Origin of the sequence: Novosphingobium beihaiense (genome assembly GCF_022832375.1) — a bacterium.
Taxonomy (GTDB): domain Bacteria; phylum Pseudomonadota; class Alphaproteobacteria; order Sphingomonadales; family Sphingomonadaceae; genus Novosphingobium; species Novosphingobium beihaiensis.
This window is the reverse complement of record NZ_JALHLG010000036.1, coordinates 15,582-38,799: the sequence shown is the minus strand read 5'-3', so window position 1 is coordinate 38,799 and position 23,218 is coordinate 15,582. Positions and strand designations below refer to the sequence as shown.

Sequence of the window (23,218 nt, the reverse complement as noted above, 5' to 3'; positions counted from 1 at the left end):
AAATGGTCTAGGCATGTGACCCATGCCCAGACACTTCCTGACGTTTGCCTGCCTGAGCCTGGCGGCACCTGCCACGATCCTGACCACTTCGATGCTGGCTGCCGCGCCTGTGGCGGCAGCTCCTGCCCACAAGCCTGCCGACAAGGACGCCATGACCGGCCAACTTACTTTCGAGCGCGTTTTCGCCAGCCCTTCGCTCAATGGCCCGCAGCCGCGCGGGGTGAAGATCTCGCCCGACGGGCGCTACATCACGGTGCTGCGCAACCGCGCGGAAGACCGCGATCGCTACGATCTGTGGGCCTATGACCGCAGCGACGGGCAGTGGCGCATGCTGGTCGATTCGCTGAAGCTCGGCAGTGGCCGCGAACTCAGCGAGGCCGAGAAGATGCAGCGCGAGCGCCAGCGCCTGAGCGGCATCAAGGGCATCGTCAGCTATGACTGGACGCAGGACGGCAAGGCCATTCTGGTGCCGCTCGACGGCGATCTCTATCTGGCCGGGCTCGACGGATCGGTGCGCCGCCTGACGGATTCGCCCGAGGATGAGCTCAATTCCGCGCTGAGCCCCAAGGGAACCTACTTATCCTATGTGCGCGACCGGCGGCTGTGGATCGGCAAGCTGGGCGACAGCGCGCAGACCCCGGTGACGCCCGAGGAAAGCGCGGAGACCGTGCACTGGGGCGAGGCGGAATTCGTCGCGCAGGAAGAAATGGGCCGGATGGACGGCTACTGGTGGTCGCCTGACGATGCGCACATTGCGGTCGAGCGCTTCGATGAGGCGCCGGTGGGCGTGGTGACGCGCGCGGCCATCGGGGCGGAGGGCACCAAGACCTACCAGCAGCGCTATCCGGCGGCGGGCACGCCCAATGCGCTGGTTTCGCTCGCGGTGATGAAGCCGGACGGCAGCGGGCGCGTCGATGTCGATCTGGGCGGCGATGCCGATACCTACCTCGCCCGTGTCGACTGGGCGCGCGATGGCCGCACGCTCTATGTCCAGCGCGAGAACCGCGCGCAGACCCGGCTCGACATGCTGGCGGTGGACCCGGACACCGGCAAGAGCCGCGTGCTGTTCAGCGAACGCAGCGCGGACAAGAGCTGGATCAACCTCACCGATAACTACCGCTTCCTGAAGGACGGCAGCCTGATCTGGTGGTCGGAGCGGGATGGCTATGGCCATCTCTTTCATTTCGCGGACGGTCAGTGGCAGCAGCTCACTTCGGGCAAATGGGTGGTCACGAAACTTGTCGGCGTCGACGAGAAGAAAGGCCGCATCTACTTCACCGGCACGAAAGACGATGTGCTGGCGCCGCAGCTCTATGCCATCGGGTTGCAGGGCGGCGCGCCCGAGCGGCTGACGGACATGGGCTGGTATAACGGCGCCGTCGCCAGCACCGATGCGACCACCTTCGTCGTCTCGCGCTCCTCGCCCACGCAGCCGCCGCAAAGCTACATCGCCGATGGCGAGGGCAAGCGGCTCGCCTGGCTGGAGGAAAATGCGCTCGATGCCTCGCATCCTTATGCGCCTTATGTCGCCAGTCACCGGAAGACGACGTTCGGCACAGTGAAGGCGGATGACCGCTCCGATCTGCACTGGATGATGATCACGCCCGAGATGAAGCCCGGCAAACGCTATCCGGTGTTCTTCGAGCATTACGGCGGCCCGCACGTGCAGACCGTCTCGCGCGCTTGGCAGGGCGCCTTGCCGCAGGCGATCGTCGACAAGGGCTATATCTTCTTCGAGATCGACAACCGCGGCAGCGCCGATCGCGGCGTGGTGTTCGAAAGCCAGATCCACCATGCGATGGGGACGGTCGAAGTGGCGGACCAGCGGGCCGGGGCGGCCTATCTCAAATCGCTGCCCTTCGTCGATCCGGACAAGATCGCGATCTACGGCTGGTCCTACGGCGGCTATATGACGCTCAAGATGCTGGAGGCCGATCAGAGGCTCTATGCCGCAGGCATTGCCGGGGCGCCGGTGACGAAGTGGGAACTCTACGATACCCATTATACCGAACGCTACATGGGCGATCCGCGCAAGGTGCCGCAGGCCTATGCGGCGTCAGACGCGCTGGACGATGCGGTGAAGATCGCCGATCCGCTGTTGCTGATGCACGGCATGGCCGATGACAATGTGGTGTTCGAAAACAGCACCGCGCTGGCGGCGAAGCTGCAGGGTGACGCGCGGCCGTTCGAGATGATGTTCTATCCCGGCTATACCCATGCGGTGAAAGGGCCGAAGATCAGCGTCCACGTGTGGGATACGATTTTCGACTTCCTCCAGCGGCATGGCGTGACGCCTGAGGAGAGGGACTAGCTGACGTTTCTCGATCCTCCCTGTCCCCGCAGGGGATGGGGAGGGGGACCGCCCGCGCAGCGGGTGGTGGAGGGGGCTCAAAACCCATCCGTCACGCACTTCGTGCGCGCCACCTCCCCATCCCCTGCGGGGACAGGGAGGAATGCTGCGGCGCTCACTCCGGCGTGTGGCACACGGCTTCGACATTGATGCCATCGGGATCGAGCACGAAGGCCCCGTAATAGGTGGGATGATAGTATGGCCGCAGGCCGGGCCCGCCGTTATCGCGCCCGCCCGCATTCATGGCCGCAGCGTAGAACGCATCGACATCGGCCCGGCTCTCCGCCCGGAACGCCACATGGAGACCGCTGCTCAGAGTGCCTTCGCTGCCGAGCCAGAAGAAGGGCTTGCTGTCCCGGCCATACCCGCTCCCGGCATAGCCGCCGGTCTGTTCCTTGGTGATTTCGAAGACGCGCTTGAAACCGAGCGGGGCGAGCGCCGCGTCATAGAACTGTCTGGAGGCGGCGAAATCGCTGGCGACAATACCGATGTGATCGATCATGAGGCGAGTCTCCTCTGCTGTTCTCGCCCCCCTTATGCACCCGGTTCCCTTCCATGAAAAAGGCTCCGAAGGTGCACTTCGGAGCCTTTTCGTGTCCGGCATTCCGGCTGGATCAGAATTCCAGATCCTGAATCGGCCCGTCAAAATTGCCGCCGAGCTTGGTGATGGCTTTGGCCAGCTTGTCCTGCGGCACACCGGCGATGTAGCCGTCGATGATGCGCTGGTAATTGCTGATCATGCCTTCCACCCGTTCGGACAGGCGCATGAATTCGAAGCCGGTCGCATGCAGGCCCTTCTGCTGGATCGGGATGTTCGAATAGTCCTGCCGGGGGATCGGCGGGAAATCGGCGCTGTCATAGGGCAGCACGGTGGGCTCCATCACCGGTTCGGGCTCCTCGCCTTCGGGGAAGAAGGTGAGCGACCAGATCTCGAAGAAGCAGCTTTCCGGGCCGGTCGGGCGGATGCGGTAGGCCGACATCGAGCTGAAATAGGGCAGCAGGAAGTAGTGCGGGAACAGGAACTCCACCGCGTTCACCGGATCGGTCTGCGCGACGGTGCACAGGTCCGGGATCGGCTCGCCTTTCTCCTTGAGCTGCGTGGAGATGGTGTGCATCACCATGCCCAGCCACATCATCATCGCCTGCCCCTTGTCCTCGGGCAGGCCCTGCGTGGCGTGCTGCAGGCTCTTGGCGATCTCCACTTCCTTGGCATGGAGCATTCCGGCCATGCCTTCGCTCAGCCGTTCCATGTTGACGATCATCGCCTCGATGTTCTCTTCCATCGTCAGCGAGGGATCGGCGAGCATCGGCGTGCGGTCGGGATTGTCCGGCATGGCGTACATGCTGTCGTACATCATCGGCACCGCGTGCTGGAGCTGCGGGTGCGTCTGCATCACGTGATAGCCTTCCATGAAGGCTTCCATCGCGATCTTCCAGTTAGCCGGAATTTCGGTGGCAAAGCACCATTCGGCGCGCAGCTTGCCGATGTGGTGGGCATCGAGCCGGTCCGCCACCGGGCCGAGCGCTTCCTTTACCGAAGGCGCATCGGGATCGTGGTTGATCCATACGCAGCCGCCCCAGGCTTCGGCGCGGCAGGGGATCAGGTTGAGATCGCCGTCCTCAAGCTGCCGCTCGCTGAACAAGTGCTTGCCGTAGACCAGCGTGCTTTCGCCGTCCATGTTCCAGCGCCAGCCGTGGAACGGGCAGACGAAGCCGCTCTTGGAGCAGTTGCCGTGCGCCGTGGCATGGCTGGCGCCGATGGGGGTGCCGCCCGCGAAAGGCACGCCGCGGTGGCGGCAGGCGTTGTGAAAGGCCTTCACGCCGCTCGCCGTGCGCACGATGATCACGGATTTGCCGACGTTTTCGTACTCGATCCAGTCGCCGATCTCGGGAATCTGCTCCTCGCGGCAGGCCATCTGCCAGCAGTGGCCCCACAAGTGCTCGACTTCGGCCTGGTAGAAGTCGTTGTCATAGTAGCGCTTGGCCGGGATCCGGTCGGGTTCGCCGATGGGAAAGGGGACGGGCCGCAGGCCTCCGTCAGCTGATTTGAGCACTCCCACACCTCTTTTGATCGTGAGTCTGTTGTTGTGGAGCGAGTGTAGAGCCCGCAGGAGGCGAGGCAATGGCGCAAGGCCGCGAGATCATCGCAGGCGCGCTAAATCGCGGCAGCGCTGCCGCACAGGTCAAGTCCGCGCCGCAGCGCTGCCGCGATAGTCGCACCGGCTGGCCGGTGCAGACGGGCCTTGCGCTTGATGCCGCCACGGCCTTGCCCTAGCGAAACCGCAGGAAAAAGGCATTGCGAGAGAGGCAAGAGGACATGGCATTCAAGACCCGCGTCACCGAGATGCTCGGCATCGAGCACCCGATCGTGCAGGGCGGCATGCAGGGCGTGGGCCTTGCCGAACTGGCGAGCGCGGTGTCCAACGCGGGCGGCCTCGGCACGCTCACCGCGCTGACCCAGCCGAGCCCCGAGGCGCTGCGCGAGGAGATCGAGCGCTGCCGCGCGATGACGGACAAGCCCTTTGCCGTGAATATCACCGTGCTGCCCACGATCCTGCCGCCCGACTACAAGGGCTATGCCCAGGCCGCGATCGACGGCGGCGTGAAGATCATCGAGACAGCGGGCACCCAGCAGGTGCGTGAGATATGGGAAATGGTGAAGCCGCACGGGATCAAGATCGTGCACAAGTGCACCGCCGTGCGCCATGCGCTCTCCGCCGAACGCCATGGCTGCGACATCATTTCGATCGACGGTTTCGAATGCGCCGGGCACCCGGGCGAGGACGATATCCCCGGCCTGATCCTGATTCCGGCCGCAGCGGACAAAGTGAAGATCCCGATGCTGGCCTCGGGCGGCATCGGCGATGCGCGCGGGCTTGTTGCGGCGCTGACGCTCGGCGCCGAAGGCATCAACATGGGCACGCGTTTCTGCGCCACCAAGGAAGCTCCGATCCACGACAACATCAAGCAGCTCTACGTGAACAACGACGAGCGCGGCACCAACCTCATCTTCCGCAAGTTCAAGAACACCGCACGCGTGGGCAAGAACTCGGTGTCGGACAAGGTGGTCGAGATTTCGGCCCGCCCCGATGCGGTGTTCGAGGATATCAAGCCCTATGTCGCGGGCGCGGTGGGGCGCGAGATGCTCAAGAGCGGCGATGTCGATCAGGGCATCTTCTGGGCCGGCATGGTCCAGGGCCTGATCCACGACATCCCGAGCTGTCAGGAACTGATCGAAGGCATGATCGGCGAGGCGGAAGAAATCGTGAAGGGACGGCTCGGCGCGATGCTGGGCTGAGGAAAGCCCTTTCAACGCCCGTTCATCCTGAGCCTGTCGAAGGATGTTGGAATCAAGGCGCTGTGCTAAGCGTGCTTCGACAAGCTCAGCACGAGCGGAGGTGGGGCAGCCCGCCTGATAAGGGTTATTGGAGATACCTGAATGGCTTACGAGCATATCCTCTACAGCGTCGAGGACGGCGTCGCGCGCATTTCGCTGAACGATCCCAAGACGATGAACGGCGTCACCGAGCCGATGGGCCATGAAATGGTCGATGCTTTCGACCATGCCGCGAGGGATGCGCGTGCCGTGCTGCTGACGGGGGAGGGCAACGGCTTCTGCTCGGGCGCGAACCTGGCCGCTGCGCAGGACATGCTCGCCGATCCGATGCGCGATGTCGGCGGTCAGCTCGATCGGGTGTTCAACCCGGTGATCATGGCGATCAAGCGGATGGAACAGCCGGTGATCACGGCGGTCCGCGGCCCGGCAGCAGGCTACGGCGCGGGGCTCGCGGCGGCGGGCGATGTGGTGCTGATGGCGGACAATGCCTTCTTCTTCTGCGCCTTCTGCCATGTCGGCCTCGTGCCCGATGGCGGCGCGACCTATCTGCTGGCGCAGGCGGTCGGCCGCGTGCGCGCGATGCGGATGATGCTGCTGGGCGAAAAGATCGATGCCAAGACCGCGCTCGACTGGGGCCTTGCCACGAAAGTCGTGCCCGAAGCGGATCTCGACAGCGAAGCGATGACGCTGGCGAAATCTCTCGCCGCCGGTCCGCGCTCGCTGGGCCTGATCAAGCGCATGGCCTGGGACGCGCTCGATTCCAGCCTCGAAACCGCGCTGCAGGCCGAACGGCGCGGCCAGCGCGATGCCGGGCGGACCGAGGATTTCCTCGAAGGCGTCACCGCGTTCGCGGAGAAGCGCAAGCCGGTGTTCAAGGGGCGCTAACGGCCGCGCGGGGCCGGGGTAGTGCCGAAAGCCGTCCACAGCGAATTGGCCCGGCGGCGGGTTGCGGCTTGAACCGCCGTGCGAAGGCGTTCATGACACGTGGATCGGGACCATCGTTTGCAGGCCTGTCCCGGCTGAGAGACGCATCGTGCTCCCGCTTGCAGCAGGGGTGAAAGTTGCAGGCCGTCTCTCCCGTTCCTCCGGCGCCAGTCCGGCCCTGATCTACTCATTGAGATGTTTTACACGCGTCTTTCCGGCGCAATCGGGCTGGCCGTTCCGCTAACGGCCAAAGGCGCGGTGCGCCGGGAGTATTCATGACCGAGGAAGATGAGCTGGTCGGTATCGCGCATGTGCCCGGCGGCGTGGAATTGCGGCTGGTGCGGCACGGCGATGACGATGGCTTCACGATCCTGTTGGAGGACAATGAACTCATGAGCACGGATGCCAGCGCCTCCGAAGAAGCGCTGGCGACGATGACGTGCGCCAGACTGGGAAATCGCGGCGGCCTTCACATGCTGATCGGCGGTTATGGAATGGGCTACACACTGCGCGCGGCGCTTGCGGCCTTGCCGGACGATGCCAGCGTGTGTGTGGCGGAGCTTGTGCCCGAGATCATCGAATGGGCGCTTGGCCCGATGCGGCATGTCACGGCGGGGTGCCTCGATGATCCTCGCGTCATGCTGGTCGATGAAGACGTGGGCAGGCTGATCCGCGCGGCGCGGCAGGGCTACGATGCCATTCTGCTGGATGTCGACAACGGCCCCGAAGGCCTGACTTGCAGGCAGAACGATGGCCTCTATTCCCCAGACGGGCTGCACAACGCGTTACGGGCATTGCGGCCCGGCGGCATTCTGGCGGTATGGTCGGCCTGGCCGGACCCGGTTTTTACCGCGCGTCTGGAGGAAGCCGGTTTTACCGTATCGGTATCGGCCGCGACATCGCTGCCGGACGGCAAGGGCTGGGAACACGTCATCTGGTTTGCCCGCAAACCCTGAGATACCGCGTTCCGGACAGCCCTCCCGGCGTCAGATAATCTTGCGCTCTTTCATATCCGCAATGTTCTCTGCGCTGTAGCCGATCTCGCCCAGCACATCTGCATTGTGCTCGCCCAGCATCGGCGGGGCCATGCGGATGGTGGCGGGGCTTTCGCTCATCTTGGCAAGCGGGCTTTCGATCAGGTCGACATGGCCGCTTTCCGCATAGGCGTGCGGGGTGCGGGCGCGCAGTTGACGGTGCTGGACCTGCTCATCTTCCCACACATCGGCCAGCTCGTTGTACTTGGCGGCGGGGATGCCCACACCGTCGAGCATTTCCTGCACTTTCACCGTGGGAAACTGGCGGCTCCAGGCGTTGATGATGTCCATCAGCTCGGCGCGGTTGGTCTTGCCGCGCTTGAAATTGCTGTCGAAGCGTTCGTCGGTGAACAGCTCGGGCTGTTCCATCAGCACGGTGAGACGGCGGAAGTGTTCGTCCGTCCCGGCGGTGAGGTAGATGATGCCGTCCGCGCAATAGATGAGGTCAGCCGGGCCGCCGCCGTTGCCGCCATTGCCGAGGCGGGGCGGGGCATTGCCGCTGATCAGGTAGTCCTGCATGATGTGGCTGACCATCGCCACCGAACTGTCGAGCAGCGCGATGTCGATATACTGCCCTTCGCCGGTCTGGTTCCGGTACATCAGCGCGCCCAGGATCGCGAGCGCTGTGTTGTGGCCGGTGACGAAATCGACGAGGCTGGGCCCGGTCTTGAGCGGCCCCGCGCCGGGCTGGCCATCGGGAATGCCGGTGACGGCCATCATGCCGCCGGTTGCCTGAAACAGCCCGTCATAGCCGGGGCGCGCGGCCATCGGGCCGTCCTGTCCGAAGCCAGTGACGGAGCAGTAGATCAGGCGCGGGTTGATGGCCTTCAGGCTCTCGTAATCGAGGCCGAAGCGCTTGAGGTCGCCCACTTTGTAATTCTCGATCAGCACATCGGCGGTTTCGATGAGCTTTTTCAGAATTTCCTGCCCTTCCGGCTCGCGGTGGTTGACCGTGATCGAGCGCTTGTTGCGGTTGGACACGGTGAAGAAGCTGGAATGGCGGGTTTCCACGCCGTCCTTGCCGGGCACCCATGAGAAGCCGTAGCCGCGCCCGTCATCACCCACGCCCGGGCGTTCGACCTTGATCACGTCCGCACCGAGATCGCCGAGGATCTGGGCGCCGACCGGGGCGGCGAAGACACGGCTCATGTCGATCACGCGGATGCCGGAGAGGGCTGCCTTGCTGGCGGGGGCGGTCTGGGTCATGGTCCTCTCGGTCGCTTCTTCTTTGGTGTTTCGGAAAGCCGGACACTAGCCAGCGCGCGGGGGCGGGCCAAGTTGGCAGGGCGTGCTCATCGCAGCGACGATCAAGGGCGCTTGCCGCGCCCGTCAGGCTTGGTCCGGCGGGGAAAACGACGTTAAGCCGCCCGGGTTGAAGTTTACCCCCTTCGTCATTGCGAGCGCAGCGAAGCAATCCAGGGCGGTTTGCACGACTCTGGATTGCCGCGGGGCTTTGCCCCTCGCAATGACGAAAAAGCAATGACGGCAAGCGCTGCCGCCATCTCATGGCAGCGAGGCCGAAGGGAAGGAAGAATATGGGCGAGATGAAAGTGGCGATCATCACCGGTGCGGGCAGCGGCATCGGTCTGGAAACGGCAAAGCTCCTGCACAAGGAAGGCTTCGCGATCGTCGGCGTCGGCCGCAGCAAGGACAAGCTGGCGACGCTGGAAGCGGCCATCGGCAATCCCGATCACGTGCTGGCGATCAGCGCCGATGTCACCGATCCCGCCGCGCCGAAGATGATCGTCGACAAGACGCTCGAACGCTTCGGCCGCATCGATGCGCTGGTGAACAATGCCGGTGTCGGCAGCCCCAAGCCGCTTGATGAGACGGACGATCCGACGCTGGATTCCTTCCTCGACATCATGCTGGTGGCGCCGTTCCGCCTGTGCCGCGATGCGATCCCGCACCTCAGCGACGGGGCCAGCGTGGTGAACGTCACCAGCACTTTCGCGCATATCGGCGGGCGCCGGGGCGGAGCCTATTCGGCGGCCAAGGGCGGCCTCAAGTCGATGACCGAGCACATGGCCTGCGAATATGGCCCGCGCGGCATCCGCTCCAACTGCGTGGCGCCCGGCGTGACGATGACCGACATGGTCGCCCACCGTTTCGAGGACGAAGTGTTCAAGCGCAGCAACGTGGAGACCACGCCCTATCCGCGCCTCGCCCAGCCGGAGGACATCGCCTCGGTCATTGCGTTCCTGTGCCTGCCGGGCAGCGAGATGATTAATGGCCAGTCGATCGTCGTCGATGGCGGCTGGACGGCGACCAAGTACCTCAGCCCGCGCGTGACCCGCACCAGGTGGATCGAGCCCGACGAGGCATGAGCGCGTTGCCGCTGCGGTCAAGCAGCGGCGATTGCTCCGTCATGCTCGATCCGGGATAGTCCGGGGCAAACAGCGTCCCCGGGAGAATTGGGCATGATCAGAGGCATCCATCACATCGGCGTGAACTGCCGCGATATCGCGCGGATGAAGCGCTTCTATTGCGAGGCTTTCGGCTTCGAGCCGGTCGACGAGGACGGGTTCGGCTGGGCGGACATGGAGGTGATGGACTACATCGTCGACGTGCCCGGCTCGAAAGCCAGGGGCTACATGCTGCGTGCGGGCACCTGTTACCTCGAACTGTTCGAATACAGCGCGCCAGCGTCCGGTCTCGACAGGCCGCTGCGGCCCTATGACCGGGGCTATACGCACATGTGTATCGACGTGACCGAGATTGAGAAGGACATGGCGCACCTCAAGGCCTGCGGCATGACCTTCAACGATCGCGAGTTTGTGGATGCGGGCCATGTGAAGACGCTCTACGGCTACGATCCCGAAGGCAATGTGATCGAAGTGCAGCAATGCGCGCCTGCCAATGGCTTCACGCTGGAGGAACTGCGCGAGCGGGCTCCGGCGGATTGACGGGCCAGTCCCCGTGCGGGAACTGGCGGCCGCTTCCGCAACCGGTAGGCAGAGAGGCCGACGCGCCGGAAAAGGCACGCGGCCAGAGGGAGAGAGCGGCTTGGCCGATGCGAAACTGACTGCGGGGCAGGAATTCCGCCGCCATTGGAAGATGGTGCTGGCAGCGGCTATCGGCTTTTCGTTCACATCGATCACTACGGCCGCCATGGGGCTTTTTATCGGCCCGATCAGCAGCGAGTTCGGCTGGAGCCGGACGCTTACGGCCTCAGGCGTCTCGATCACTGCATTGCTGACGTTCCTGTTCTCCCCTCTGTTCGGAGTGTTCATCGACAAGTGGGGCGTGCGCCGGATGGCGCTCCCCGGGCTGGTGCTGATGGCAGGGGTGATCAGTTCGCTCAGCCTGCTCGATGGATCGGTGTGGCAGTGGTTCGCGATCTGGGCCGCCTATACGGTGGCCGCGCTGATGACCAAGTCCACGGTCTGGACTGCATCGGCGAACAGCACGTTCGATGCCGGGCGCGGGCTGGCCTTGGGGTTGGTGCTTTCGGGAGCGGCGCTGGCGCAGGCTTTCGCGCCTCCGGTTGCCGAATATCTGATCCGCGTGCACGGTTGGCGCATGGCTTTCGTCTGGATGGCCGTGGGCTGGGGGTCGGTGGCGGTGCTGATGTGCCTGCTCTGGCTGCGCGATGGCTATGAGATCAGCCGCAAGCAGCGTGAGGCCAACCCGGAGCAGGCCAAATCGCGCGCATTGCTGGACGTGCCGGGACTGACGGTGCCGCAGGCGCTGCGCGATCCGGCGCTGTGGCGCATCGCGATTTCCACTTTCGTGATCATGACCGTGACCATCGGTCTTGTCGTCCACCAGATCCCGATCCTGACCGAGGCCGGTTTCAGCCGCGAAACCGCAGCGCTCTATGCGATCCCGGCGGGGCTTTCGGGGATTGCGGGCAAGCTGATTACAGGATCGCTGCTGGACCGGTTCCCGGCGCGGTGGGTTGGCGGGCTGACCATCGGTGCAACGGCGGTATCGTTCCTGCTGCTGCTCATGCCCGGGGCACCGGCCTGGGCGATGATCGCGGCGCTGATGATCAATGGCTATGCCGGAGGCACCAAGCTGCAACTGGTGGGCTACCTCACCGCGGCCTATTCGGGCATGCGCAAGTTCGGTGCGATTTTCGGGCTGATGGCGAGCCTGATCGCGGCGGGATCGGGGCTGGGCCCCGTGCTGGGCGGCGTGATTTACGACGTCTGGCACAGCTATGTGCCCGGCCTGTGGGGCGGGTTTGTATTGACCTTGCTCAGCGCGCTGCTGCTGCTGGGGCTGGGCCCCTATCCGGACTGGAGCAAACGGGAAGCCGCGCGCGTCACGTAGTGACGGCAGGCGCTACCGAATCGCGGATGATTAGATCGGTCTCGAACCCGCCGGCCGTTTGCGTCTGAGGCGTGCCGCTCATGATGCGGGCCACGGCTTCGCGGGCGATGGCGGTCCACGGCACATGCATCGACGTCAGCGGCGGCAAGGTGCGGGCGGCGAGGGCGGTATCGTCGAACCCCACGACAGACAGTTCGCCGGGCACCGAGACCCCGGCTTGTGCCGCGGCATGGAGCACGCCGTTCGCCATTTCGTCGTTACAGGCGACGATGGCCGTGGGGCGGGGGCTGACTTCCAGCAGCAGACGCCCGGCCGAAATGCCGGATTCGAACGTATTGTCCCCGGAAACAATCAGCGAGGGACCCCGGTCCAGTCCGTGATCGGCCATGGCATCGAGATATCCCAGTTCGCGCTGCTGCGCGGTGAGCGAGCTTTCAGGGCCGCCGACAAGGCCGATACGGCTGTGCCCGATGCGAACCAGCCAGGTGACGAGCGTGGCCATGGCGCTGCGATCGTCGCAGGCGAGCCCGTTTTCGCCGCGCACCCGGCCCAGACGCACGCAACGGATCTGGGCTTGGGCGCAGATGTCCGCCAGATCCTCACGCTCGGACAGCGGCGGCAGCAGGACGACGCCGGCCGGGCGCAGGCGGTCGAGGAACGAGCGCAGCCGTGCGGCTGCATCACCCGGGGGCAAGGGCTGCAGCACAAGCGCCAGTTCGCTGCCTTCGAGCGCTTCCGTCATGCCAGCTTCCACCAGTTCGAACACGCCCCGGTCCGAATTGTCATGGATGAGCGCGGCGAGGAAATTGCGCTGCAGCGCCAGCGCGCGCGCCTGGGCATTGGGCACGAAGCCGGTATCGGCGATGACAGCCTCAACCTTGGCCCTCGTTTCCGCGCTCAGCAGTTCGGCATGGTTGAAGTAGCGGCTGACCGTCTTTTTCGAGACGCCGGCCAGTTCGGCGATCTCGGTAATGGTCATTCGCGAAGAGGGGACCTTCATCGGCAATCCTTCAAGGCCCGCGCCTTGCGGAACCATCTGGGTAAAATCGGTTGGCCCTTAAGGAAATGGGACGGAGCGCTAAGTCAAGGTTTCACACGGATTACAGGCGGCAAAACGGCAAGGATGACGGGAAAGGACGTGCAAAACCGGCCTGTACGGCGCGCGAACGGGGACTGTTCCGTATCGGTGCTGATACAACCGCGCGATTGCAGAGCGGCGGCAACCGGCCTAAGGCGGCGTTCCCTTTGGCCGCCACAGCTGCCCCATTCGCGCCAGGAAAGAGATGAAGCCCGCCCCGCCGCAACGCCACTACGGAATGGATTGGCTGCGCATTGGTGCCTTCGTGCTGCTGATCTTCTACCACGTCGGCTACAATTTCACCCCCTGGGGCTATCAGACGCCGACGCGCGGCGTGGTGAGCTGGGCCGAGATTCCGCTGCTGGGGCTCAGCCCTTGGCGGCTTTCGCTGCTCTTTGCGATTTCCGGCTATGCCAGCGCCGCATTGCTGGCCAAGGACAAGGGCAGCACCAGCGCCTTTTTCCGCAGCCGTCTGGCCCGGCTGGGCATCCCGCTGATCTTCGGCCTGCTCGTGGTCGTGCCGCCGCAGCCCTACATGGGGCTGGTCAATTCGGGGTACGAGCACAACTACTTCTACTACCTGATCCACGATGCCTTCAGCTTTCAGAAGATCCGGTACGAATACGTGCCGCGCGTGATGCACTTGTGGTTCGTGATCTACCTGCTGGCCTATACCGCGCTGCTCTGCGCGGTGCGGGCAGCGCTGCCGCAGGGCTGGCGCGACAGTATCCGCAAGGCCGTCGAAAAGGTTCTGGCAGGCCCGTTGCTCCTGCCGCTGGGGATCGGGCTTGTCTACGCAGTGCGCGAATACGTGCCTTACGGATGGACGGACATGCACTCGCTTCTGGAGGACCGGGCGGCGCATCTGCACTATTGCGGAATGTTCCTGTTCGGCTTCCTGCTGCGCCAGTCCGAGACCTTGCGGCTGGCGATTGCCAGGCAGTGGAAGCTGGCCGCCGTGCTGGCCGTCGCGGGCTTCGTGTGGACGGCGGGCGATACCGCGATCTTTCCCGGCAATGTGCCGACGCCGCCAGAATGGCGGGCGCCGCTGTGCTTTTCCAAGTCCGTGCAGAGCTGGTCCACGGTGATCGCGCTGTTCGGCATTGCCGACCGGTACTGGAACTATGATGCGAGCTGGCGCGCCACGCTCGCCGAAGCGGTCTTCCCCGTCTATATCGCCCACCAGACGGTGATGGTGCTGGTCATGTACCCGATCCGTGACTGGGGCATGACGGCGTTGCCGGAATTCCTCGTGCTGGCCGGATCGGTGGCGGCGGGGTCCTGGCTGTTCTACCTGATCGGGCGAGAGATCGGGCCGCTGCGCCCGCTGATCGGGCTCAAGCGCCAACGCCCGCCCAAGCGCAGGACGCCGAAGGAACCGGCGCTGGCGTAGTATGGTGGAAACGAAGTTCACATCATAGTTCGTCGCCCCCGCGAAGGCGGGGCCCCGCTGCCTTTTCCTGCGCTATGCCGCGAGAAGCGGGATCCCCGCTTTCGCGGGGATGGCGGAGATGTGATAAGAACTTCACTTCCACCATGCTTTAGCGTGATCGCTCTACCTTGAATCGTCATTGCGAGGCCCCAAGGGCCGCGGCAATCCAGAGCGGGCGCAAACTGCCCTGGATGGCTTCGCTTCGCTCGCCATGACGAAAGCCATATTCACAGACGATCGCGCGCTGCGCCGGGGCGCCTGACCAGAAATCTTTGCCGGTGGGATGTGGACCGGCCCCGCGGGAGGAGAGCCCGCGAGGCCGGAACCTCGCGAAAATTCAGTCTTTGGTCAGCAGCAGCGCGGCCGCCATCGGCCCGCCGCCGGAACTGGCGACGGCCACTTTGGGATCGCCCGGAATCTGCCGGTCTCCGCCGTTGCCGCGGAGCTGGGTGACGGCCTCGTGCGCGAAGCCGAAGCCGTGCAGGCGCCCGGAGCCCAGCTGGCCGCCGGAGGTGTTCAGCGGCAGTTCGCCGTCGCGCGCGATGCGTGTGCCGCCTTCGATGAACTTTCCGCCTTCGCCTTTCTCGCAAAAACCGAGCCCTTCGAGCCAGGTGATCGGCAGGAAGGCAAAGCCATCGTAGAACTGCGCCATGTCGACATCGTTTACCGTGTAGTCGGTGCGCTTCCACAAGTCGGGGCCCGTGTCATAGGCGGCGGGCCATTCTACCTGATCCCACGAATAGCGGTCCACCGATCCGGCCATCGCGGCGATGCGGATCGGCTCGCACTTCACCTCGTCGAGCGCGTCGCCCGCCGAAACGATGATCACGGTGGAGGCATCGGAGAAACGGTCGCAGTCATAGAGGCACAACGGTGTCGAGATCATGCGCGCCGACATGTACTTGTCGAGCGTCAGCTCTTCCTTGGTGATCGCGCGGGCGCGCGGGTTCAGCATCGCGTTCTTCGATCCGTTGATCGCGATCTGGCCGAGCTGTTCGCGGGTCAGCCCATATTTGTGGACGTGGCGTGCGGCGTATTGCGCGGTCCAGCAGGCGGCCGAAGTGGCCCAGAACGGGCTGGTCCACTGCGAGGGGCCGGAAACGGTTTCCGAGCGCGCGGGCATGTAGTGCGCCGGATCGGCCATGCCGCCCGCCTCATAGACGGTACGGAAGCACAACACATGGCGGCAGATGCCTTCCTTCACCGCCCAAGCGGCCATGCCTATGGCGGAAAGCTGCGCGGGCTGCTCCAGCGCGCCCATCTGCCATTTCGATTTGATGCCCAGCGCATCGATCACTTCGTCGGTGCCGACGGGAGAGAAGGCGAGGTAGCCGTGAGACTTGCCCGGGAATGAGAAGACGCCGTCGATCTGGTCGAGCGTCAGGCCCGCTTCGGCCACAGCTTCCTTCGCCGCGTCGAGCGTCAACAGCAGCGGATGGCGCGGCAGACGTATGCCGACTTCGGACTGGCCGACGCCAGTGATGTAAGCTTCTTTCGCCATCTCAACCAACTTTCTCGAACAGCGGATAGAAGATGCCGTCGTTCTCTTCGAACGTGACGCGCACCGCATCGCCGAATTTCACCTCTTCCACCGGCGAATTGACGATGTTGGTGGTGAGGTAGACGCCCGGCACCCCGTCGAGCGCGACGCGCGCGATCACGTAAGGCACCGGCAGGTCCTTGGCCCAGGGCTGGTGGTTTACCGTCATCGTATCGATCACGCCGGTTCCGGCCACGGCTTCCGGCGCCACGTTTTCGGACTGGCAGTGGCGGCACAGCACGCGCGGGGGATGCGTGTATTCGCCGCAATCGCCGCACTTGATGATGTTGAGCTTGCCTTCCGCGCCGCCGGTCCAGAACGGTGTGTTTTCCTGGTCAAGCTTGGGCTTTGGCCGTGGGGGTGCCATCTGTGATCTCTCCCTGTTCGAGCCGGATAGTTCTTCCGCAAGGCCCCTTTACGTCAAGTGCGCCGGATTATTGATCGTCGCTGCGGTTGGGCATTTCAACGCACCGCCGGCATGATCTCTTCGGCCACCCATTGCGTGTAGTCGTAATAGGCCTCGATCGAGGGCAGGGCGGGAATGGGCACCGAACTCCAGGTGACGCCAAGGTCGCTGAGATGGCCCAGACGGTCGATGATGTCCTGCCGGGATTGTCCGGCGCGGGCCGCGGGATCGTCCACCACTTTGTGCCCTTCGCCGACGCGGGCGGTGGACATGCCGTAATACACGTCCGCGAGCTGGCCGTTGTAGCCCGGCTGGGAGCGGATGAAGTCGATCCGTGCGGGAATATCGTCCGGCTTGGTCAGGAACGGCCACCAGCCCTGCGCGTAACGGGCGGTGCGCCGCAGCACGGCATCGGCATCGCCGCCGAACCAGACGGGCAGGTGCGGCTTCTGCACCGGCTTTGGCTCGAAGGCGACATCCTTGAACGAGACGTATTCGCCTTCGAACCGGGGCTCGTCCTGGGTCCACAGTGCGATGATCGCCTGGATATATTCCTCGGCCATGGCGCCGCGCTTGTGGAACGGCACGCCGAGCAGGGCGAACTCCTCCTCCAGCCAGCCCACCGCGAATGTCACCGTCACCCGGCCGGAGGAGAGCCAGTCCATCGTCGAAAGCGCCTTGGCGGTGACGATCGGGTTCTGCGCGGGCAGGATGGCGATGCACGAATTGACGCGGATCGTCTTCGTTGCCCCGGCCATATAGGCCATCGCGGTATAGGCGTTGAAATAGAACGGGCCGGACAAGTCCACGTGGCGGCGCGGGATCACGTGATGCTCGGGAACCGCGATCATTTCGTAGCCGAGCTTTTCGGCCCACTTCGCCAGCTTCGTCTGATCGGCGCCAGTGACCTGCATTTCCCACGGCTGCATCGTGGCCTTGAGCTGCAGCATGTGCGGCATCGCGAAACCGAGCTTCATATATTTCTCCCCATCCTCCCCCATCGGGGGAGGGGGACCATGCGAAGCATGGTGGAGGGGCACGGGCGGCAAAACGAAACCTTGCGCAAACCGCCGGTGCCCCTCCACCACCCTGCGGGTGGTCCCCCTCCCCGTGCCGGGGAGGATTAATCGATCACCTTGCGCGCGATCAGATCGTCCATTTCCTCTTCCTGCAAGCCCAGCAGTTCACGGTAGACATAGGCATTGTGCTCGCCCAGCAGCGGTGCGCCGCGTTCGATCGCTGCCGGATCGGGGCTCATGCGCCATGACGGCCCGATGATGGGGCGGGCGCCGGTGCGGTGGTCGGAGACCATGCGATAGGCCTCGCGCGCCCACAGGAATCCATCTGTGCACAGATCGATCGAACTCATCGACTGGAACGCCGGAACGCCCGCTTTCCGGAGCATTTCGGCCAGTTCCGCGGCATCGTGCGGGCGGGTGAGCGCCGCTAGCTCTGCATCGAGTACCTGGCGGTTCGCCTGCCGCTCCGCCAGCATGGCAAAGCGTGGGTCGGCGGCAAGGGCAGAGGCCTCCAGCACCTCGCACAGGGCCTGCCATTCCGCCTCGTTCGCTACGGCGATACTTGTCCAGCCGGTGTCCAGACAGGGATAGGCGCCGTGCGGGCACATCTCGGGATGGAAATTGCCGTCGGCCTCGGGAATCTCTCCGGTGACGGACCATGCGAACAGGCTGTCGCCGACAAGGCTGGTCATCGTCTCGACCGCCGACAAGTCGATGAACTGGCCTTCGCCGGTGGTTTCGCGGTGATGCAGCGCGGCGACGCAGGCGAGCGCGGCGCAGGCCCCGGCGGTGGAATCGCCGTAGCGGATATTCATGCCCTTGGGCGTTTCCCCCTCGTGCCCGACGAGCGCGGTGAGGCCGGACAATGCGGCGAAGCATGGCGCATAGCCGGTCTGATAGCCCAGCGGCCCGTCGGTGCCCCACATCTTGATCGAACACTGGATGAGATCGGGCCTGATCGCTTTCAGGCTTTCGTAGTCGAGCCCGGAGCGCTCCATCGCGCCGGGGCGGATATTGTCGATCAGGATATCGGCCTCGGCGATCATCCGCTTGACCAGATCCAGCCCCTCGGCGCTCTTCATGTTGACCTGGACCGAGAGCACTTCCTGATTGATCGAGAGGAAATAGGGGGCGGAATTGATGTCTACCCCGCCATAGGCGCGCATCTCGTCGAGATTGCTCATCGATTCGATCTTGATGACCTCGGCCCCGAGATGGGCGAGCATCTTGCCCGCGTAGGGGCCGGCCCAGACTTTGGTCAGCTCGATGACGCGCACGCCCTTCAATGGGCCACCCCGGTCAGCCAGCGGCATGGCAGGCCTCCTCTTTTCTTCCCCCTTGATGGGGGAAGGATACGAAGCCTTGGCGACGAAGGAGCCTAGGTGCAGTTGGATGGGGGTGATGGTGCGTGAGAGCGCAGTTCACCCCCACCCAACTTCGGCTAGGCAGACAAGCTGCCAAGCCTGCGTATCCCTCCCCCATCAAGGGGGAGGAAGTGAGCCCCAAAACTGTCCGTCGTCCCCGCGCAGGCGGGGACCCCGCTTTTTGTGCCTTGCCGGTAGAGCATGAAGGAAGCGGGGCCCCCGCCTGCGCGGGGGCGACGCAGAGTTTTTCCGGGGTGAGGGGGCAGGGCACTGCCTGCAAGTGATCCGAAGTCCTCATCGCGCTTCCCTCTGATCCGCACCCAGTCCCGGAGCAGGCTTGCGCACGCGCACCGGCGTGGCGCTCATGCGGTAGGAGGCGCCGGGATAGGCGACTTCACCGAAGGCCGGATGCTCGGCCTGTTGGAAGAACGCGCGGTGGCTGAACTGTTCGTGCCGGGGCAGGTCGGCGGCGGTGTTGACCGGAACCATGGCGACACCTGCCTTCTGCGCCGCCTCGGTGATGGGCAGCTTGTCCTGCCGGGCGATCCAGCCGGTGAAGGCCTCGCGGAATTTGGCGACATTGGCCGGGGTGCAGTCGAACTCCAGCCAGTCCTCGCGGAATGCGGCGGCCCAGCCGGGATGACCCATCAGCTCGCACAGGGCCTTCCAGTGCTGCTGCGTGGTCATGATCAGGAAGACATGACCGTCCCTGCACGCGAACGAGGTGCCGGGGCCGCCCATGTCGTAGGCGGTGCGCTCGGTACCGGGATCGATGTCGCCCGCCAGCATCCGGCCCAGCACGCAGTCGGTGCGGTTGAGCTGCACTTCCACTTCGGAGACGTCGACGAACTGCCCCTCGCCGGTGCGGCGCAGGCGCAGCAGCGAGGCGAGCGTGCACAGGGCGGCATCGATCCCGGCTTCGTAGTCCGAAAGGAACCGCCCGGCGCCTTTCAGCGGCGGCTTGTCCGGCGGGGTCTCGCTGGGCGTGTGATAGGCCCAGCCGCCCGCGTTGATGACGTTGAGCGGACGGCAGATCTGCATCTCCGCGGGCGCGCCTTGCCCGAAAGGCGTGACGACGGTGTGGACGAGCGCGGGGAAAGCTTCCGCTACCGCTGCTTGCGACAGGCCATGGCGCTGGCACCAGTCCTCGGCGTGATCGTCGATCAGGGCATGGGCGCGCGAGAGCAGGCGGCTCAGCAGGGCGCGATCTTGCGCTGTTTCAAGGTCCAGAACGACCGATTTCTTGCTGGTGTTGAGATAGGCGAAAAGCGTGCTCTCGCCGCTGTGGAACGGACCCATGCCGCGCGTGGGCGCGCCGCCGGGGCGCTCCACCTTGATCACTTCGGCGCCAAGGTCGGCCAGCAGCTTGGCGGCATATTCGCCGCTCACGCGTTCGGCGGTTTCGATCACGGTGAGGCCGGCGAGGGCACCGGGAGTATCCATTACAGCGATTGTCCGTCGTCGATGAGAAAAGGAAAGGCCGTCACAGGCAGGAGCCGCCGGGGCCGGGGAAGGCACTGGCGGCTCCTGCCTGGAAGCGCGAAGGTCACTTGCGTTGCAGCGCCTTCCAGTTCGGGATCTTCGGCTCCATCGCCATGTACTTGTCGACCGCCTTTTCGAAATGGCGGATGCGGATTTCCTGATAGTCGCCCAGCGTCAGGCCCGGCTTGGCCGAAGCCTCCACGCCTTCCTGCTGGAGGAACAGGTTGTCCGTATCCTGATCGAGAATGCCGCCGAAGCCCGGGTCCATGCCCTCCGCATCGCAGAACGACTGTTCGGCCGTCAGGTGCACGGGCTCGGCCGTTTCCACATAGCTGCCGTCCTTGGGCCGGGGGCGCAGGAACAGCACTTCGTAAAGGCTTTCGCGGTGGTTCTTCGGGTTCGGGCGGAAGCGGTAGACCATCGGCAGCGAAATGCCCGGGAACAGGAAGGTGTTCGGGAAGATCGTGTAGCTGAAGCAGTCGAGGATTTCCGAATCCGACATCGCCGAAAGATCGGTGTTGGCGGCCTTTTCGAACATGGTGCGGAACATGTCCGCCATCATCTGGCGCGCGGTCTGGCCTTCGGGGACCTGCGGCTTGTCGGTGACGATCGAGCTGTCGCCCACGGTGAACATGTCGAGCACGTCCTGCTCGCTGTATTTGCCCGCATGTTCGGGGCTGACCACGCCCAGTGTCGAGATGAAGCGGTTCACGTGGTCGCCGTAGGTATCGTACTGCGAGTTCACGTCCGCATTGGTCGGCGAGACTTGCGGGTGCGTGTCGGGCACGTGGTAGGCCTCCATGAAAGCCTCGATATTGAGCTTCCAGTTGGAGGGGATCGGCTTGGTCACGTGACAGGCGATGTAGCGGTCTTCCAGTTTCCAGGCCTTGATGTGCGCCAGCGCCTGCGGGCCGAGATAGTCCTCAAGGCTGGGGGCGTCCGGGTCCATGTTGATCCACACGAAGCCGCCCAGCGTCTGCACCTGCGCTTCGGGAAGGGAGTATTCCTGGGGATCGGCATGGGGAAAATCCCAGGGGCACAGCATCGACTTGTTGGTGCCGTCGATATTCCAGCTCCAGCCGTGGAAGCTGCACTTGAACTCGCTGGCCGCGCCTTCGGTGCCCGATGCGCGCAGCTTGGTGCCGCGGTGGAGGCAGGCGTTGAAATAGGCGCGGATCTCGTCCTCGCCCACGCGGGTGACGATGAACGAGTAGGGCCCGATGTCGTAGACGTAGTAATCGCCCACTTCGGGAATGTGCTCCTCGCGGCAGGCGAACTGCCAGGTGCGCGTCCACAGGCGCTGGAATTCCTCCTGCATGTATTGGGCGGAGGTGTAGCGCGTTGTGTCGATATCCTCGCTGCCGAGGTATTCGTAGGACTCGCTGGCCACCCATTCGGGCGCCTTCTTCCTGTCGCGGGCAATGATGTCCTGCGTGCTGATATCGGGGTGGCGCGCCTCTCCGGGCTGCATCTTGCCGGTCTGGACGTTCATGGCTTGGTGCTCCTTATTCCGCGGCGACGGCGTGTGCTTCGGGCGCGGGGGTGTTCTGTTTTGCGGCGAGGGCGGGGGACATCTTCTGGATCAGGCCGTCCCGCATCACGAAGGCGACCTTCTCGGGGCCGGACAGGACGGAGAGGTCGGCCAGCGGATTGCCGTCGACGAGGATGAGATCGGCCAGCTTGCCTTCTTCCAGCGTGCCGAGGTCTCCGCCATAGCCCATGGCGAGGCCGCCGTTGCGGGTGGCGCAGATCAGCGCGTCTGCGGGCGAATAGCCGTAGAGATCGACGAAGGACTGGATATCGCGCCCCTGCGTGCCGTGCGGGCTCCAGCCGAAGCCGTAATCGCCGCCGATGAGGTGGCGAATGCCGCGCTTGCGCAGTTCGGTGTGCGTCTTGACCGAGTGTTCCAGCAGTTCGGGAATGTTCATGTAGCCGCCCACTTCGGGCGTCAGCCCATGGCCGGCGGCCTCACCCGCCATGATCTGCGCGAAGAGGCCCACGGTGGGCACGACGAAGATATGGTCCTTCGCCTCCTCCATCATGTCGAGCAGTTCCGCGTCGGAATATTCGACATGGAAAAGGCCGTCGACACCGGCGCGCACGCAATGCTTGGAGCCTTCGACCGAGCGCGTGTGCGCGTTGATCTTGCGGCCATAGGCATGCGCGGTTTCGGCGGCGGTGCGGATTTCGTCGAACGTCATCGGCGTCGTGTGGCCGGGGGTGTTCGGGTAGAATGGGTCGCCCGAGACATCGAGCTTGATGTTGTCGATCCCCTCGCGGCAGTGCAGGCGCACGGCCTTGCGCATTTCCTCCACGCCATCGACGATAGTGGCCGGGCCGATGCGCGGATTGTGGAGCGTGCTTTCATCGCCCATCGCGCCGGTCACGCTGATTTCCATGCCGCCAGCGCGGATGCGCGGGCCCGGCAGGCGCCCGGCGTTCACTTCCTCGCGCACCGCGACGGCGAGCTTCAGCTTGGCTTCCGAGGCGCCGTAAGCGCTGGTGAAACCGGCCTCGATCAGGTTCTTCGCCCCGCGCGCGGCAGTGAAAGCCTGGGTTTCCGGGCTCGGCGTGATCAGATCTTCGGTGGCGCCGACGTTCTCGAACGAGAGGTGCGCGTGGCCTTCGGTCATGCCCGGCATGCAGAACAGGCCGGTGGCGTCGATCACCGCGTCCGCCGCTTGCCCGCCCGCGCCGGGGCCTACAGAGACGATGCGGTTGCCTTCCACCAGCAGATCGCCCGTGAAGGCATCCGCGCCGGTGGCCGTGAACATCGTGGCGTTCTGGATCAGGGTCCGGCCCACGTTTCCTCTCCTTGTTGCCCGGCGGGGCGCGGGTGCGCCGCAGGCCGGTTTCGCGATGGGCAAAGTAGTTTGGGCACAGGTTCCGGCAAATGACTGGCCCTGCAGAACCGGTTTCCCCTGACGGCGCGCGCCGGTGCGATCTTCCCTGTCAGTCAAGGGACGGCGCGCGG

The 23,218-nt window shown here is 64.7% G+C and carries 20 protein-coding genes; 9 read left to right on the top strand and 11 right to left on the bottom strand.

Annotation, left to right across the window (positions count from 1 at the left end; genetic code table 11):
* Nucleotides 1-22 precede the first annotated feature (22 nt).
* Nucleotides 23-2,311 carry a S9 family peptidase gene (locus tag MTR66_RS17060; RefSeq protein WP_243923265.1) on the top strand — a complete coding sequence of 763 codons (2,289 nt, stop codon included), beginning with the start codon at nucleotides 23-25 and terminating at the stop codon, nucleotides 2,309-2,311.
* A 154-nt stretch (nucleotides 2,312-2,465) separates the two neighbouring features.
* On the opposite strand, the gene MTR66_RS17055 is transcribed toward MTR66_RS17060, so the two are convergent.
* Together MTR66_RS17055 and MTR66_RS17050 are read right to left on the bottom strand one after the other, a co-directional pair.
* Nucleotides 2,466-2,852: a VOC family protein gene (locus MTR66_RS17055; RefSeq protein WP_243923264.1), complete on the bottom strand. Its 387-nt coding sequence runs from the start codon at nucleotides 2,850-2,852 to the stop codon at nucleotides 2,466-2,468.
* 112 nt (nucleotides 2,853-2,964) lie between these two features.
* The gene (locus tag MTR66_RS17050; RefSeq protein WP_243923263.1) at nucleotides 2,965-4,404 is read right to left on the bottom strand and encodes an aromatic ring-hydroxylating oxygenase subunit alpha; all 1,440 of its coding nucleotides are present in this window, start codon (nucleotides 4,402-4,404) and stop codon (nucleotides 2,965-2,967) included.
* A 68-nt stretch (nucleotides 4,405-4,472) separates the two neighbouring features.
* On the opposite strand from MTR66_RS17050, the gene MTR66_RS17045 reads away from it, so the two are divergent.
* The 4 genes from MTR66_RS17045 (at nucleotide 4,473) to MTR66_RS17030 (ending at nucleotide 7,567) form a co-directional block, all read left to right on the top strand.
* Entirely contained in the window at nucleotides 4,473-4,625 is a 153-nt protein-coding gene (locus MTR66_RS17045; RefSeq protein ID WP_243923262.1) for a hypothetical protein, read from the top strand.
* A 42-nt stretch (nucleotides 4,626-4,667) separates the two neighbouring features.
* Nucleotides 4,668-5,648, top strand: a complete 981-nt coding sequence (locus MTR66_RS17040) for an NAD(P)H-dependent flavin oxidoreductase (RefSeq protein WP_243923261.1) — start codon at nucleotides 4,668-4,670, stop codon at nucleotides 5,646-5,648.
* Nucleotides 5,649-5,789: 141 nt separating this feature from the next.
* Entirely contained in the window at nucleotides 5,790-6,572 is a 783-nt protein-coding gene (locus MTR66_RS17035) for an enoyl-CoA hydratase-related protein (protein WP_243923260.1), read from the top strand.
* Between the two features lie 314 nt (nucleotides 6,573-6,886).
* On the top strand, nucleotides 6,887-7,567 hold the full coding sequence (locus MTR66_RS17030) for a polyamine aminopropyltransferase (RefSeq protein ID WP_243923259.1): 681 nt from the start codon (nucleotides 6,887-6,889) through the stop codon (nucleotides 7,565-7,567).
* 30 nt (nucleotides 7,568-7,597) lie between these two features.
* On the opposite strand, the gene MTR66_RS17025 is transcribed toward MTR66_RS17030, so the two are convergent.
* Nucleotides 7,598-8,851 (bottom strand): CaiB/BaiF CoA transferase family protein, encoded by a 1,254-nt coding sequence (locus MTR66_RS17025; RefSeq protein WP_243923257.1) that lies wholly within the window; start codon nucleotides 8,849-8,851, stop codon nucleotides 7,598-7,600.
* A 329-nt stretch (nucleotides 8,852-9,180) separates the two neighbouring features.
* On the opposite strand from MTR66_RS17025, the gene MTR66_RS17020 reads away from it, so the two are divergent.
* The 3 genes from MTR66_RS17020 (at nucleotide 9,181) to MTR66_RS17010 (ending at nucleotide 11,923) form a co-directional block, all read left to right on the top strand.
* Entirely contained in the window at nucleotides 9,181-9,972 is a 792-nt protein-coding gene (locus MTR66_RS17020; protein WP_243923255.1) for an SDR family NAD(P)-dependent oxidoreductase, read from the top strand.
* A 93-nt stretch (nucleotides 9,973-10,065) separates the two neighbouring features.
* Nucleotides 10,066-10,551: a VOC family protein gene (locus tag MTR66_RS17015; RefSeq protein ID WP_243923253.1), complete on the top strand. Its 486-nt coding sequence runs from the start codon at nucleotides 10,066-10,068 to the stop codon at nucleotides 10,549-10,551.
* A 100-nt stretch (nucleotides 10,552-10,651) separates the two neighbouring features.
* Entirely contained in the window at nucleotides 10,652-11,923 is a 1,272-nt protein-coding gene (locus MTR66_RS17010; protein WP_243923251.1) for an MFS transporter, read from the top strand.
* Here MTR66_RS17010 and MTR66_RS17005 read toward each other — a convergent pair.
* Nucleotides 11,916-12,902, bottom strand: a complete 987-nt coding sequence (locus MTR66_RS17005; protein ID WP_243923250.1) for a LacI family DNA-binding transcriptional regulator — start codon at nucleotides 12,900-12,902, stop codon at nucleotides 11,916-11,918. The genes MTR66_RS17010 and MTR66_RS17005 overlap by 8 nt on opposite strands.
* Before the next feature lie 304 nt (nucleotides 12,903-13,206).
* Between MTR66_RS17005 and MTR66_RS17000 the strand changes: the two genes are divergently transcribed.
* Entirely contained in the window at nucleotides 13,207-14,394 is a 1,188-nt protein-coding gene (locus MTR66_RS17000; protein ID WP_243923249.1) for an acyltransferase family protein, read from the top strand.
* A gap of 376 nt (nucleotides 14,395-14,770) precedes the next feature.
* Here the strand turns inward: MTR66_RS17000 and MTR66_RS16995 are convergent, their stop codons facing one another.
* From MTR66_RS16995 to MTR66_RS16965, 7 genes are all read right to left on the bottom strand, one after another.
* Complete coding sequence (locus tag MTR66_RS16995; protein WP_243923248.1) at nucleotides 14,771-15,934, bottom strand: thiolase family protein; 1,164 nt, start codon at nucleotides 15,932-15,934, stop codon at nucleotides 14,771-14,773.
* A gap of 1 nt (nucleotide 15,935) precedes the next feature.
* Nucleotides 15,936-16,340, bottom strand: a complete 405-nt coding sequence (locus MTR66_RS16990) for a Zn-ribbon domain-containing OB-fold protein (protein ID WP_243923247.1) — start codon at nucleotides 16,338-16,340, stop codon at nucleotides 15,936-15,938.
* A 95-nt stretch (nucleotides 16,341-16,435) separates the two neighbouring features.
* Nucleotides 16,436-17,356, bottom strand: a complete 921-nt coding sequence (locus tag MTR66_RS16985) for a TIGR03619 family F420-dependent LLM class oxidoreductase (protein WP_243923246.1) — start codon at nucleotides 17,354-17,356, stop codon at nucleotides 16,436-16,438.
* 146 nt (nucleotides 17,357-17,502) lie between these two features.
* Nucleotides 17,503-18,711: a CaiB/BaiF CoA transferase family protein gene (locus MTR66_RS16980; protein ID WP_243923245.1), complete on the bottom strand. Its 1,209-nt coding sequence runs from the start codon at nucleotides 18,709-18,711 to the stop codon at nucleotides 17,503-17,505.
* 345 nt (nucleotides 18,712-19,056) lie between these two features.
* Nucleotides 19,057-20,205 carry a CaiB/BaiF CoA transferase family protein gene (locus MTR66_RS16975; RefSeq protein WP_243923243.1) on the bottom strand — a complete coding sequence of 383 codons (1,149 nt, stop codon included), beginning with the start codon at nucleotides 20,203-20,205 and terminating at the stop codon, nucleotides 19,057-19,059.
* 103 nt (nucleotides 20,206-20,308) lie between these two features.
* Nucleotides 20,309-21,736 carry an aromatic ring-hydroxylating oxygenase subunit alpha gene (locus MTR66_RS16970; RefSeq protein ID WP_243923242.1) on the bottom strand — a complete coding sequence of 476 codons (1,428 nt, stop codon included), beginning with the start codon at nucleotides 21,734-21,736 and terminating at the stop codon, nucleotides 20,309-20,311.
* 13 nt (nucleotides 21,737-21,749) lie between these two features.
* Nucleotides 21,750-23,048: a metal-dependent hydrolase family protein gene (locus MTR66_RS16965; protein ID WP_243923241.1), complete on the bottom strand. Its 1,299-nt coding sequence runs from the start codon at nucleotides 23,046-23,048 to the stop codon at nucleotides 21,750-21,752.
* Nucleotides 23,049-23,218: the final 170 nt, after the last annotated feature.